This is a genomic window from Microbacterium sp. SORGH_AS_0421, from assembly GCF_030818635.1.
Taxonomy (GTDB): Bacteria; Actinomycetota; Actinomycetes; order Actinomycetales; family Microbacteriaceae; genus Microbacterium.
On record NZ_JAUTAO010000001.1, the window covers coordinates 1,488,638 to 1,501,890 of the forward strand.

A 13,253-nucleotide genomic window follows, 5' to 3' on the forward strand; every position below is an offset into this window, starting at 1 on the left:
GCGGTATTCCGCCTCAGTCGCCGTCGTCGTCGCCGAGGCGCAACTCGAGGCTCAGCTGATCGGCATCGAGCTCGGCGAGCGCGTGACGCAGGGCCGCGGTGCTGAAGCGCCCGTCTCGGCTCACGTCTTGCAGCCGCTTGCGCATCGCCTCGATCGAGGCGAGCCGCAGTTCGAGCAGGTCGCGACGACGCACGGTCGCGTCGTCGTCGGGTGGCTGCACGAGACGCGCGCCGGCCTGCTCGATCAGGTCGGCGGGGAAGGGGTCGCCGTTGCGCCGGGCGAGCGAACCCGATTGCACGGCCGCACTCGCGGCATCTCGGAGCTCCGACGTCAGGGCACGCTGCTCGTCGTGCGAGGGACCCTCGCCGCCGTCGCCGGAGAGGCCGACGGACCGCACGACGGGCGACAGTGTCAGCCCCTGCAGCACCAGGCTGAACAGCGCCACGAGGAACGCGACGAAGATCAGAAGGGGACGCTGCGTCGTGCCCTCCGGCAGTGTCTGAGCCGCCGCCAGGGTCACGACGCCCCTCATGCCGGCCCACACGATCACCGCGCCGTGGCGCGCGGTGAGCGGGGAGTCACGGTAGTAATCGAGATCGGCCATCGTGCGCGAGATGCGCGAGCGCATCCACCCGATGCGCCGCTCGGTCCGGGCGGGGTCGGCGCCGCGCTCGCCGAACTGCTCGGGCGCTTCGCGGTAGGCCTGTTCGAAACGATCGAGCCGGTCCTGCGCGCCTTCGATCCGGTCCTGGTGGCGGGCGTGGCGGCGGCTGCGTCGGGCCTGGAGGCCGATCAGGCCCGCGACGTAGAGCGCGCGCACGAGCAGCACGATGCCGAGAGCCGACAGCGCCAACCAGGTGCCGTGCCAGAGCCCCTCGTGCTCTCGGAGGTTGGCGACGACGATGTCCTTCAGCTCGAGACCGAAGACGAGGAAGACCCCTCCCTCGAGGATCAACTCGACGGTGCGCCAGTTCAGGCGGTCGCTGATGCGCTGCTCGGGCGTGAACCGCCGCGCGGCTCCCTGACCCGTGACGATGCCCGCGACCACCGCCGCGACCAGGCCCGACCCACCCAGGTGTTCGGTCGGCAGATAGGCGAGGAACGGGATCGTGAAGCTCAGCGCGGTGTTCGCCGCGGAGTTCGACACGCGTTCCCGCACGCGCAGGTTCACCCACCCGATCACCGCGCCGAGCACGAGCGCGATGACGACGGCCCAGGCGAAGTCGGCGAGGGCGTCGCCGAACGCGAAACCGGATGCCACAGCGGCCACGGCCGTGCGCAGGAGGACGAGCGCCGTGGCGTCATTGAGCAGACTCTCGCCCTCGAGCATCGTCACCACGCGAGGCGAGATGCCCAAGCGCTTGGCTATCGAGGTGGCTACGGCATCCGTGGGACTCAGGATCGCGCCCAGGGCGATGGCGAGGGCGAGGCCGAGACCCGGGATGACGGCCCAGAAGAAGAGGCCGAGAACGAGCGAGCTGAACACGACCAAGAGCACCGAGAGCCCGGCGATGGGCGCGAAGTCGCGGCGGAATTCGATGGCGGGCACCTGCACCGCAGCGGAGTACAGCAGCGGCGGAAGCACTCCGACGAGGATGACCTCGGGGTTCACCGAGAAGGGCGCGACGAACGGCAGCAGGCTCACTCCCGCACCGATGGCGAGCAGGACGAGAGGCCCGGCGACGTTGAAACGCGGCCCGATCACCGTGGCGAGAGCGACGACCACCACCCCGGCGAGGACGAGGAGGAGGGGATCGATCATCCTCCGAGGCTAGCCGTCCGTGCGTGGCGGCCCCGATCGATGAGGTGGCAACAGGCTGAGACTCAGCTCTCGGCGCGCACCGCCGCAGCCACGGCCTGCATTCCCGCCAGGGTTTCGGTGAAGCTCGTGGACAGCGGCGAGAGACCGATCCGAAGCCCGTGCGGGTCGCGATAGTCGGGGATGACATCGTCCTTCCACAGGCGTGCGGTCACGGCCCGCATCGCGGGGTGCGAGAGCGTCACGTGTCCGCCGCGCTCTGCCGGGTCGCGCGGCGAGGCGAGACGCACGCCGAGCGGACTCAGGATGCCATCGGCCACCCGCACCGCGAATTCGGTGAGCGCAACCGACTTCGCGCGTACCGCCGCGATACCGGCGTCGGCGAGGAGGTCGAGGGTGTCCTGCATCGCGATCATCGCGAGCACCGGAGGGGTGCCGGAGAGGAAGCGGCGCATGCCCTCGGCGGGGAGGTATCGCGGGCCCATCGAGAAGACGTCGGCGGCACCCATCCACCCCTGCACGGGCTGGGTCAGGGTGGCGTGGTGACGCGCGGCGACGTAGGCGAAGGCGGGCGACCCGGGTCCGCCGTTGAGGTACTTGTAGGTGCAGCCGACCGCGAGATCGGCGCCCCACGCGTCGAGCTCGACCGGGACCGAACCCGCCGAGTGGCAGAGGTCCCACAGCACGAGCGCACCGGCGCGGCGGGCGATCGCGGTGAGTTCGGCGCCGTCGGCGAGGAAGCCCGAACGGTACGAGACGTGGCTCAGCAGGACCACCGCCGTGCGTGGTCCGACCGCGGCGCGGAGCAGGTCGGCATCCACTCCCCGTGTCGTGTCGACGTCGATCCAGACCACGCGCGCTCCCCGCTCGGCGGCGATGCCCTCGACGAGGTAACGATCGGTGGGGAAGTCGTCGCGCCCGACGACGATCTCGACGCGCTCGGGGTCGCGGGCCGTCTGCGCGTCGAGGGCCGCGCGCAGCATCTTGTACAGCAGCACGGTGGTCGAGTCGCCGATGACGGTCTGACCGGATGCCGCGCCCAGCGTCAGTGCTCCGATCCGATCGCCGATGACGAAGGGGAGCTCCATCCACGCTTCATCCCACCCGCGGATGAGGCGGCCGCCCCACTCGTCGGTGACGAAGCGCGCGAGCCGGTCGGCGGTGGCGCGGGGCGGGCGACCCAGCGAGTTGCCGTCGAAGTAGACCAGCGGGCTCTCGCTGCCGACGAACGCGTCGCGGTGAGGTGCCAGGGGGTCGGCGGCGTCGAGGCGCTGCGCCTCGGCCCGGAAGCTGTGGTGGGGAGGCTCGAGCGGGTCCACGGAGCCGAAGTCGGGGGAGGGGTCAGTCGACACGGGTCAGCTCCTCGGTCGGTACGACGCTGGCGCGGCTCAGCCACGTCGCGACCTCGTCGTCGGTGGGGGTGTCGCCGGCGACGAAGCTCGACACGGCGTCGATGGGGGTCGTGCGGGGCCAGGGGTCGGTGAGCGCGGCCACGAGAGCGTCCCCGCGCACACCCGCCTCGGTCATCGCGAGCAGCTCGCGGCGGTTCACGCCCACGGGGAGGGAGCCGTTGCCCAGGTCGGTTCCATACAGCACGCGTCCGCCCCGCGCCGCGAAGGCGCGCAGGTTGGCGATCGCGCGCTCACGGTCGGCGCCGCGGTGGATGTCGAGCGTCGAGATCCAGGCCTGTCCCGCGGCGACGGCTCGCGCCAGGGTGCGCCGCGCGACCGGAGCGTCAAAAGGCGTGTGCGCGAGCACGGAGACGCCCGCCTCGATCGCGCGGTCCACCTGCCCGGGTCCCTGGGCGTGCGCGACGACGGGCAGACCCCGTTCGGCGGCCGAGGCGACCACGGCGGCGAGGGCGTCGTCGGAGATCACCGGTCCGGCGTCGGCATGGAGCGCGACCTTGATGACCGAGGCCCCGGCATCCGCCTGCTCGTCCACCGCGGTGCGCGCGCCGCCCTCGATCCCCGGATGCCGTGAGGCATCGGTGACGAATCTCACGATCGACCGGGGAGCCCAGGACCGGCCGTCGGGGTACCCACCGGGAACGGTGAGGAACGCCCCGGCGAACGCGGTGCGGGGAAGGCCCTGCGGCCGTCGAGCGAGTGAGAAGGGATCGCCGCCGAGGTCGACGACGGCGGCGATCCCCCGCCGAGCCAGCGAGGTGGAGTCGATCAGGTGCAGATGCACGTGGTGATCGACGAACGCGGGCAACGCGGTTCCCGCCTCGGCGGTGAGCGCGCGGCGCACGCGCCACGCGGCGGAGAGTGTCACGCCGGCGCGATCAGATCAGCGACAGCTCGCGCAGTTTGGTCTCGACGTCGGCGTTCGACGGCTCGACGTGGTGGCTGGAGTCGGGGTAGACGACCACGGGGATGCTGGTGCGCCCGGAGATCTCTTTGGCGATGTCAGCGGCGGCGGGGTCGGCCACGAGATCGATGTACTCGTAGTCGATGCCGAGCTCGTCGAGCTGCTTCTTCGTACGGATGCAGTCACGGCACCAGTCGGCGCCGAACATACGGATGGTTGCGTCGGAGGACATGCTTCCAGCGTACGCCGCGGGGCGGCGAGCAGCGCCGCGAGTCAGGCGGTGACTTCGTCTTCGAGAGGCTCGATGGCACGCACGGCCTTGCCGACACGGCTCTTCTTGGGTGCGTAGACCACGAGGGCGTGGAAGACGAAGCGCACGAAGAAGGCGGCGATGAGGGTGAGGGCCGCCGCGATGACGCTGGGCATGTGCGCCTGGCTGACCAGGACCCAGATCACGGGGATGCGGATGATCGCCTCGACGCCGTTGAACGTGAACGACTTGATGAAGCGATGCCGCATGAGCCCCGACTCGGCCCGCATGTCGGCGAAGACGAGGTATTCGAGGGCGATGAAGTTCGCGACGATCGTGACGATGCTCGCGATCACCGCGGCGAGCAGGTACTGCACGCCGAACGCCTGAAGCGCCCACATGATCGCGAGGTTGGCCAGGGCGCCGAGGCCGCCGACCACGGCGAAGGCCGACATGCGCCCGAAGCGCAGCATGGTCAGCTGCACCAGGAAGCGCATGCCCTGGCTGAACGATGCCTTCGACTCGCCGGCGAAGCGGGGTGCGAACGAGAACGGGACCTCGACGACGCGCATCTGCTTGCGGGCGAGGATCTCGAGCAGGATCTTGAAGCCGCGCGGCTGCAGCGTCTCGATGTCCAGCGTGCGGCGGTCGACGAGGAAGAAGCCCGTCATCGGGTCGGTGCAGTTGTTGAGCTTGCGCGGGAACATCGCCTTGGTCAGCAGCGTGGATGCGCGCGAGACCGTGGTGCGCACGGCATTGGCGAGTCCGTCGGAGGTGCCACCGGCGACGTAGCGCGAGGCGACGACGACGTCGGCGTCGCCGACCTCGGCGCGCGCGAGCATGTCGGCGATGACCTCGGGCGGGTGCTGGAGGTCGCCGTCCATGACGACGCAGAACTCGGACTCCGCCGCGCGGATTCCCTCGACCACCGCACCACCGAGGCCGCCCATCGGATCGTCGCGGTGGATCAGACGGACGGGGATGTCGGCTGCAGCCGCGACCTGCCGGATGATGTCGGGGGTGTCGTCGGTCGAGTCGTCGACGAAGATGACCTCGATGGTGCGACCGAGCAGCGCGTGGGTCGTTCGTCGGACGAGCTCGGCGACGTTCGGACCCTCGTTGAAGGTCGGAACGATGACGGAAAGGTCCATAGATGCTCGCGTTTTCTCGGTGAGACGGAAGTGAACAGCGCGGACCGGCCGGCGCGTGCCCGATCTGAAAGTCTGGCGCACTTACCTGGGAGATCACGGATGCCCGCCTCGGTGGACCCTAGCAAATGACCCGTGACGCGGGGATTTTCTGCGGTGCCCTCCGATATTCGGCGGGTCAGCCGATCTCTTTTCTCAGATCGTCGACCGTCATTCCGTAATTCATCCGGATGACGGGCAGTGCGAGTTTATCGGTCCCGATGCGCACGTACCCGTGTTCGATGGTGCGACCGAGTTCGAAGCCCGCACGACGCACCCCCTCTTTCGTCGTGTCGTTGTAGTGGCCGAAGGGATAGGCCACGACTTCCTTCGCCCCGAGGATCTGAGCCGACCGGTTCAGGTCTGCGGCGATCGTGTCGGCGTCGTCGTTGACCATCCGCCCCTTCCCGTTGGCGCCGGCGCGATGCATGTCGTGAGTGTGCGAGCGCTGGAGGACGAAGGGATTGGGCGTCCCCTCGGTACGCGCCGAGGTGATCACAAACGAGGTGGTGAGCAGTTTCCGGTCGTTGACGATCGGGGCCGCCATCTCGAGCCAGGTGCTGTCGGCATCGTCGTCGGTGATGATCACCGAGTGCTTCGGAAGGTACAGCTGCCCGTCGATGAAGGCGCTCAGCTCATCCCAGGTCGGCAGGTAGAACGCCGATTGTTGGATGTGCGCCATCTGCGCGTCGAAGTCGCCGATGTAGGCGTAGTTCAGCCGCAGCCAGTTGTCTTCGCCCTTCGGGTTCCGCGTGAACTGGTGATACATCAGGATCGGGATGCCGGCGGCCTCCGCAGCGTTCGCCTCGGGAGTCGTCCACCCCGCGTGGAGCGTCCGCTGCCGGTCGGTGCATGTGACGAGGTCGGCGCCGTTCAGCCGCGCGCTCTGCGTCATCGCGGTGGCGTCGGTCGCCGCGTCGTACCACCCGGCGAAGACGCGCCCGTCGGCGCGGGGGATCGGAAGGTTCTGGTAGCGCACGCCCTGCGTCTGCAACTGCGGAGCAAGCGCGATCCCGTCGCCCGCGAACGACACGGCACACGACTGCGGATCGCTCGAGGTGGCCAAGAGAGCCTGGGCGGGAGTGAGGGGTGTGGGCGTCGGGGTCGGCGTTTCCGAGGGCGTCGCGCTCGCCGAGGTGTCCTCGGTGACGGGGGGTGCCTCGGGGATGCGGGTCAGGGCGACGGCGGCGACGCCGGCTCCGATCAACGCGACGGCGATGACGGCGCTGATCGTGCGTTTGCGACGAAGACGGCGGGAGGCACGGCGGCGGTGCTCGGCTCGGGTGGTGTTCATGGTGCCTCGGGTCGGACGGGTGTGTCGGCGCGATCCTATCGACGCGACGTGCCCGCTCCGTGAACGAGGCATCGCCCGGCGCGGCGCTCGCGCGATGATGAAGGTATGACTCGCATCGGCATCGTCGGGACCAGTTCCATCTCCGAGCGCTTCGCGGAGGCGGTGGCCGTCGTCGAGGGCGTCGAGATCGAGCGGGTGGCCTCTCGCGACGCCGCGCGCGCGAAAGCCTTCGCCGACAGGATCGGGGCACCGCACACCGCCCTCGGCCTCACGGAGCTCCTCGCCGCCCCCGACGTCGATGCCGTGTACCTCGCCAGCCCCAACGCGCTGCACGCGGAGCAGGTGCGCGAAGCCGTGGATGCCGGCATCCCGGTGCTCGTCGAGAAGCCGGCCGTCCTGTCGGCGCAGGAGTGGGATGCCGCGGTGTTGCACGCTCGCGAGCGCGGCGTCGTCGTGCTCGAGGCGATGCGCTCGGGATACGACCCCGGCCTGGAGGTGGTCCGCGGGCTGCTGCCACGGCTGGGGACGCTCCGCCGGGTCTCATTCCGCTACGAGAAGCGGTCGGCGCGTTACGACCACGTTCTCGCGGGGGAGCAGACGAACATCTTCGATCCCGCCCTCGGGGGAAGCGCCCTCCGTGACCTCGGGGTGTACCCGCTGCACGCCCTGGCACGGCTCTTCGGTGCCCCGCGCTCGATCGCCGGCGTCCGCGTGGGCATCGCCTCGGGAACGGACGGGCTGGGGAGTGCACTCGCCGCCTACGACGGCTTCCTCGCCGACATCGCGTGGTCGAAGATCACCGACACCGCCCTGCCGAGTGAGATCCAAGGAGAGGAGGCGTCGCTGTCCATCGACGCGATCGATGCCCCCCGGCGCCTGACGCTGTCGCCGCGCGAGGGCGATGTCGAACGGATCGAGGTCGAGGCCTCGGCCAACCCGATGGTGGGAGAGGTCGAGCGCTTCCGCGACGCCGTCGCCGGTGCTGACATCGCGGACGACCAGCGTCTCACCGGCCTCACGCTGCGTCTCGTGGACGAGATCCTGGGTGCCGCGTCGGTGTGACGATTCACCCGCCGTTTCCCCCGCGGGGTGAGGATGGGCGGGTGGAGCGACCCGGTCGAGTGAGCGAGGTGTTCCTCGCGTTCCTGCGCCTCGGCGTCACCTCGTTCGGCGGGCCGATCGCGCATCTCGGCTACTTCCGCGACGACCTGGTCGTGCGGCGGAAGTGGATGGACGACCGCGCCTACGCCGACCTGGTGGCGCTCTGCCAGTTCCTCCCCGGCCCCGCGTCGAGCCAGGTGGGTTTCGCGATGGGCCTGCAACGCGCCGGTTTCTTGGGGGCGCTCGCCGCCTTCCTCGCCTTCACCCTGCCCTCCGCGATCCTCCTCGTCGCGTTCGCCGGGGGAGCGGCCCTGCTCGGCGGACCGGTCGCCGCGGGCGTGATCTCGGGCCTGCAGATCACGGCGGTGGCGATCGTCGCGCAGGCGGTGTGGGGCATGGCGCGCACCCTTGCCCCCGATGCCCCGCGTGCGAGCATCGCCGTTGCGGGCCTCGCTCTCGCACTGCTCGTTCCCGGAGCGCCGGGGCAGCTCGGTGCCCTCGCCGTCGGCCTCCTGGGCGGGATCGTCCTGCTGCGCGGCGCGTCCGAGACACCCGCGCCGTCTCTGCCCTCGTTCGGCGTTCCCCGCGTCGTCGCCGTGACGTGCCTCGTCCTCCTCGCGATCGGGCTGGTGGGACTCCCGCTCCTCGCGGCGACGACCGGGTCGGATGCAGCTGCGCTCGTCGATGCCTTCTTCCGCTCCGGCGCCCTCGTCTTCGGGGGAGGTCACGTCGTGCTCCCCCTGCTGCAGGCCGGGGTCGTCGAGACCGGCTGGGTCTCGCCTGAGGCGTTCCTCGCCGGCTACGGCGCCGCACAGGCGGTGCCCGGACCCCTCTTCGCCTTCTCCGCCTACCTCGGCGCGGAATCGTCCGTCGGGCCTGGCGGCATCGCCGGTGCGGCGATCGCCCTCGTCGCGATCTTCCTGCCCGGGTTCCTCGTGCTCATCGGCGTGCTGCCGTTCTGGGACGCGATGCGCGACAGGCCCCGCGTGCGGGCCGTCATGCGCGGGACGGGTGCGGCGGTCGTCGGCATCCTGGGTGCTGCCCTCTACACGCCCGTCTTCACGACCGCCGTCACCGGGCCCGGGTCGTTCCTGCTCGCCGCGGTCGGATTCGTCCTGCTCACCGCGTTCCGTGTTCCGGCGTGGGCGGTCGTGATCGTGGGGGCCGCGGGGGGAGTGGGGCTCGTCTTCACCTGAGCGGCGACCGAGAGCCGGTCCCGTCCGGGATGACACCGCGTCCCACGGATGCCAGGATGAGCGCACGGCACCGTCGCCGCCGCAGTTTTCGAGGGAGAAAGCCGTGTTCCAGAGTCCATACCCGAGTATCGAGATCCCCGACCAGAGCATCTACGACTATCTGTTCGCCTCCCTCGAGGAGCCCGATCTCGATCGCGCCGCTCTCATCGACCCCACCACCGGGGCCGAGACCACGTATCGCACCCTGCGCGCGCAGGTGGACGCCTTCGCCGGGGCCCTGGCCGCCCGCGGCGCCGACACCGAGACGGTCGTGGCGATGCTCTGCCCCAACGTCCCCGCCTTCGCGACCGTGTTCCACGGGATCCTCCGCGCGGGATCGATCATCACCACGATCAACTCGCTCTACACGGCGAACGAGATCGAGAAGCAGCTGAGGGATGCCGCGGCCACCTGGCTCGTGACCGTGTCACCGCTGCTGCCGCAGGCGCATCAGGCCGCGCGAGCCGTCGGCATCCCGGACGACCAGGTCATCGTGCTCGACGGAGCGGAGGGGCACCCCGACCTGCGCTCGCTCCTCGGGGAGGGCCGTACCCCGCCCGAGGTGAGCTTCGACCCCGCCACCCACGTCGCCGTGCTGCCGTACTCGTCGGGGACCACCGGAGTGCCCAAGGGCGTCATGCTCTCGCATCGCAACCTCGTCGCGAACGTGCACCAGTGCCGCCCGGTCATCGAGATCGGACGCGACGACCGCGTGCTCGCGGTGCTGCCGTTCTTCCACATCTACGGCATGACGGTGCTGCTGAACCTGGCGCTGCGCCAGCGCGCGACCCTCGTCACCATGCCGAGATTCGACCTGAGGGAGTTCTTGCGCACCGTGCAGGAGCACCGCTGCACTTTCCTCTTCATCGCCCCGCCCATCGCCGTCGCGCTCGCCAAGCACCCCGCCGTCGACGAGTTCGACCTCTCCCGCGTTCACAGCGTGTTCTCGGGCGCGGCCCCTCTCGACGGGGAGACGGCCGAGACCGCCGGCCGACGGATCGGCGCTCGCTTCTACCAGGGCTACGGGATGAGCGAGTTGAGCCCCGTCTCGCACGCGATCCCGGCGGGCTCGGACATGCCCGTCAGCTCGGTGGGGGTGCTCATCCCGGGCTGTGAGGCGCGGCTCGTCGACCCCGAGACCGGCGCCGACCTCGAAGAGCACGGCGACGACGGCTTCACCGCCCCCGGAGAGATCTGGGTTCGCGGACCCAACGTGATGCTCGGGTATCTGAACCGCCCCGACGCGACCGCCGAGACGCTCGATGACGAGGGGTTCTTGCACACCGGCGACATCGGCGTGCACCACGTCGACGGCTTCTTCACCATCGTCGACCGCCTCAAGGAACTCATCAAGTACCACGGCTACCAGATCGCTCCCGCCGAACTCGAGGCGCTGCTGCTCTCGCATCCGAAGATCCAGGATGCCGCCGTCATCGGTGTGCGCGGAGACGACGGCGAGGAGATCCCCAAGGCGTTCGTCGTGGCCGCCCCCGACTCGGGACTGACCGCCGACGACGTGATCGCCTTCGTCGCCGGCGAGGTCGCCCCGCACAAGAAGGTGCGCCGAGTCGAGTTCATCGACGTGATCCCCAAGTCGACGTCGGGCAAGATCCTGCGCAAAGACCTTCGGGCCCGCGAAGCCGCCTGAGTCGGCGGTTCCGGGCGGGTACGAAAGAAGGGCGGGGCGTCTTCCGACGACCCCGCCCTTCTCCGCTGTTCTCTTACGGGGCGATGAGCGCTCCGGCCTGGGCGGCGGCCTCTTCGGCGCGCTTTTCTTCCTCGTCCTTGCCGCGGCGCTCGTCGGCGGCCTCCTGGAGGGCCGACTTCGCTCGCAGCGGCGGCGTGCGGAAGAACAGCGACAGCACGAAGGCCAGCAGCACGACGCCCATCGCGGTCCAGTACACGGTCGTCGCCGACGAGTTGAAGCCGACGAGGAACGGCTTGGTCAGACGCGCGTCGGCGCCGACCAGGAACGAGGTGTCGTCGAGCGTCGAGTCGCCGACCGAGGTGTTCTCGTCGCCCGCGGCGAACTGATCCTCGATCGTCGTGGCCGCCGTGTCGACGAAGGCCGCGCGCTGTGTGGCATCCGAGAAGTCCAGGCTCACCGTGCCGTCGGCGGCGACGCGCGCGACCGGCACCTGCTGCTGGATCTGCGCCGTGGCGGCGGTAACGGCCTGAGCGAGCGCGGCCTGGGTCGCGGCGGCCTGAGCCGACGCGGGGATACGGCCGGCGGCGACCTGCTCCGAGACGGCCTGGGTCGCGGCATCCTGAGCCTGCTGCACACCCGCCTGCAGCTGCGACGTCGTACCGTCGACGATCTTCGACACGATCGGGGTGTAGATGCTCGACATGATCTTCTCGTTCGCCGGCGCCGAGGCGACCGTCGGATCGAGAGCGGCGTCGAGGGCGTCGGTGAGCGTCGCGCGGTCGGCGAACGAGCCGGTGATGTTCGACGGCATGAGCGTGAACAGCAGCGACAGCAGCACCGCGGTACCGAGCGTTCCACCGATCTGACGGAAGAACGTCGAGCCGCTCGTGGCCACGCCCATGTCGCGCAGACCCACCGAGTTCTGGCTGGCGATCGTGAGCGTTTGCATCAGCTGCCCGAGGCCCAGTCCGATCACGAGCATCGCGATCGCGACGTGCCAGTACGGGCTGTCGTACTTCAGGAAGGTCAGCAGGAAGAAGCCGATCGACATCAGGGCCGTGCCGAGGATCGGGAACATTCGGTAACGGCCCGTGCGCGCGATGATCTGGCCGCTCGCGATCGAGGCGATCATGAGGCCGAGGATCATCGGCAGCATCTCGAACCCGCTCTGCGTGGGCGACGAGCCCAGCACGAGCTGCAGGTACAGCGGCAGAGTGAGCATTGCGCCGAACATGCCGAATCCGACGAGGACGCCGATGACGGTGGCCATCGAGAACGTGGGGGAGCGGAAGAGCTTGAGCGGGATGAGCGCGTCGTCCTTCATCGCGGTCTCGGCGATGACGAAGGCCAGGATGCCGAGAGCACCGACGACGTAGCAAGCGATCGCGATCGGCGAGCCCCAGCCCCATTCGCGACCCTGCTCGGCCACGAGCAGGAGCGGGACGAGGGCGACGATGACTGTCGTCGCGCCCCACCAGTCGATGCGCACCGAGTGACGCGGCTGCTTCGGGATGTGCAGGAACCGCCAGACGATCGCCAACGCGACGATGCCGATCGGCACGTTGATGAGGAAGACCCAGCGCCATCCGGTGATGAACAGGATCTGGCTCGCGCCGGCGAACAGTCCGCCGACGAGGGGGCCGATGACGCTGGAGATGCCGAAGACGGCGAGGAAGTAGCCCTGGTACTTCGCGCGTTCGCGCGGAGCGAGGATGTCGCCCATGATCGCGAGCGGCATCGACATCAGGCCGCCGGCGCCGAGGCCCTGGATGGCGCGGAAGGCCGCGAGCTCGACCATCGAGGTCGAGAAGCTCGCGAGCACCGAACCGATGATGAAGATCAGGATGGCGATCAGGAACAGGGGGCGCCGACCGAAGATGTCGGAGAGCTTGCCGTAGATGGGCGTCGAGATCGTCGACACGATCAGGTAGGCCGTGGTGACCCACGCCTGCAGGCTCAGGCCCTGCAGGTCGTCGCCGATCGTGCGGATCGAGGTGCCGACCACGGTCTGGTCGAGGGCGGAGAGGAACATGCCGGCCATGAGGCCGAAGATCACGAACATGATCATGCGGTGCGTCATGACCGTGTCGGTCGCTGCCGTATGGGCGCGTCTGGTTCGAGTGATGTCTGACATCGGAGGCCTCTTCAGGAGAAGGCCTGGCGGACGGCTCGGGGTGGCTCAGTCGGGCGCCAGGTGTTTGCTAAAAGTCAACAAATAGTAGCGCTGTCTGCGGGCGTCCGAAACCACTCGTGGCTGTGGAGAGGCTATGTGGGCGGCGTTCGGCGTCTTCGTGGACACCGGGGCAGGGGCGTCGCGCTGGCAGGGGGCATCGCCGTGAATAGCCGGTTCTCGCGGCGGGCCCTGTTTTCGTCGCGGGGCAGAGGCGCAGAGCAGGGACGAAAAGCGTGCCCGCATCAGCGGCGGGGGAAACCCGCTCTCGCCAGGGCAAAGCAAAACCCCCGCCA

The 13,253-nt window shown here is 69.6% G+C and carries 10 protein-coding genes; 3 read left to right on the forward strand and 7 right to left on the reverse strand.

Annotated elements, in window-relative coordinates; all coding sequences use genetic code 11:
* Positions 1-13: 13 nt before the first annotated feature.
* From QE416_RS07025 to QE416_RS07050, 6 genes are all read right to left on the reverse strand, one after another.
* Positions 14-1,762 (reverse strand): sodium:proton antiporter, encoded by a 1,749-nt coding sequence (locus tag QE416_RS07025; RefSeq protein ID WP_210072447.1) that lies wholly within the window; start codon positions 1,760-1,762, stop codon positions 14-16.
* Between the two features lie 62 nt (positions 1,763-1,824).
* Complete coding sequence (locus tag QE416_RS07030) at positions 1,825-3,078, reverse strand: kynureninase (protein ID WP_307317880.1); 1,254 nt, start codon at positions 3,076-3,078, stop codon at positions 1,825-1,827.
* Positions 3,079-3,100: 22 nt separating this feature from the next.
* Positions 3,101-4,036, reverse strand: a complete 936-nt coding sequence (locus tag QE416_RS07035; RefSeq protein WP_307314737.1) for a hypothetical protein — start codon at positions 4,034-4,036, stop codon at positions 3,101-3,103.
* A 10-nt stretch (positions 4,037-4,046) separates the two neighbouring features.
* Positions 4,047-4,304 (reverse strand): glutaredoxin domain-containing protein, encoded by a 258-nt coding sequence (locus tag QE416_RS07040; protein WP_307314739.1) that lies wholly within the window; start codon positions 4,302-4,304, stop codon positions 4,047-4,049.
* Positions 4,305-4,345: 41 nt separating this feature from the next.
* Entirely contained in the window at positions 4,346-5,473 is a 1,128-nt protein-coding gene (locus tag QE416_RS07045; RefSeq protein ID WP_307314741.1) for a glycosyltransferase family 2 protein, read from the reverse strand.
* A gap of 175 nt (positions 5,474-5,648) precedes the next feature.
* Complete coding sequence (locus QE416_RS07050) at positions 5,649-6,803, reverse strand: polysaccharide deacetylase family protein (protein WP_307314742.1); 1,155 nt, start codon at positions 6,801-6,803, stop codon at positions 5,649-5,651.
* A gap of 105 nt (positions 6,804-6,908) precedes the next feature.
* On the opposite strand from QE416_RS07050, the gene QE416_RS07055 reads away from it, so the two are divergent.
* The 3 genes from QE416_RS07055 (at position 6,909) to QE416_RS07065 (ending at position 10,787) form a co-directional block, all read left to right on the forward strand.
* Positions 6,909-7,865 (forward strand): Gfo/Idh/MocA family protein, encoded by a 957-nt coding sequence (locus QE416_RS07055; RefSeq protein ID WP_307314745.1) that lies wholly within the window; start codon positions 6,909-6,911, stop codon positions 7,863-7,865.
* 41 nt (positions 7,866-7,906) lie between these two features.
* A complete protein-coding gene (gene chrA, locus QE416_RS07060) occupies positions 7,907-9,100 on the forward strand; it encodes a chromate efflux transporter (RefSeq protein ID WP_307314748.1) in 1,194 nt (397 codons plus the stop codon).
* Positions 9,101-9,203: 103 nt separating this feature from the next.
* Positions 9,204-10,787 carry an AMP-binding protein gene (locus QE416_RS07065; protein WP_307314750.1) on the forward strand — a complete coding sequence of 528 codons (1,584 nt, stop codon included), beginning with the start codon at positions 9,204-9,206 and terminating at the stop codon, positions 10,785-10,787.
* A 73-nt stretch (positions 10,788-10,860) separates the two neighbouring features.
* Here QE416_RS07065 and QE416_RS07070 read toward each other — a convergent pair whose 3' ends face one another.
* Positions 10,861-12,867, reverse strand: coding sequence for an MDR family MFS transporter (locus QE416_RS07070; protein ID WP_307314752.1), 2,007 nt, complete (start codon positions 12,865-12,867; stop codon positions 10,861-10,863).
* Positions 12,868-13,253 lie beyond the last annotated feature (386 nt).

What these genes read in the sequence shown, in the direction of transcription:
- QE416_RS07025 (WP_210072447.1), bottom strand. Translation starts at nt 1,762, where the DNA reads ATGATCGATCCCCTCCTCCTCGTCCTCGCCGGGGTGGTGGTCGTCGCT.
- QE416_RS07040 (WP_307314739.1), bottom strand. Translation starts at nt 4,304, where the DNA reads ATGTCCTCCGACGCAACCATCCGTATGTTCGGCGCCGACTGGTGCCGT.
- QE416_RS07045 (WP_307314741.1), bottom strand. Translation starts at nt 5,473, where the DNA reads ATGGACCTTTCCGTCATCGTTCCGACCTTCAACGAGGGTCCGAACGTC.
- QE416_RS07050 (WP_307314742.1), bottom strand. Translation starts at nt 6,803, where the DNA reads ATGAACACCACCCGAGCCGAGCACCGCCGCCGTGCCTCCCGCCGTCTT.
- QE416_RS07055 (WP_307314745.1), top strand. Translation starts at nt 6,909, where the DNA reads ATGACTCGCATCGGCATCGTCGGGACCAGTTCCATCTCCGAGCGCTTC.
- QE416_RS07070 (WP_307314752.1), bottom strand. Translation starts at nt 12,867, where the DNA reads ATGACGCACCGCATGATCATGTTCGTGATCTTCGGCCTCATGGCCGGC.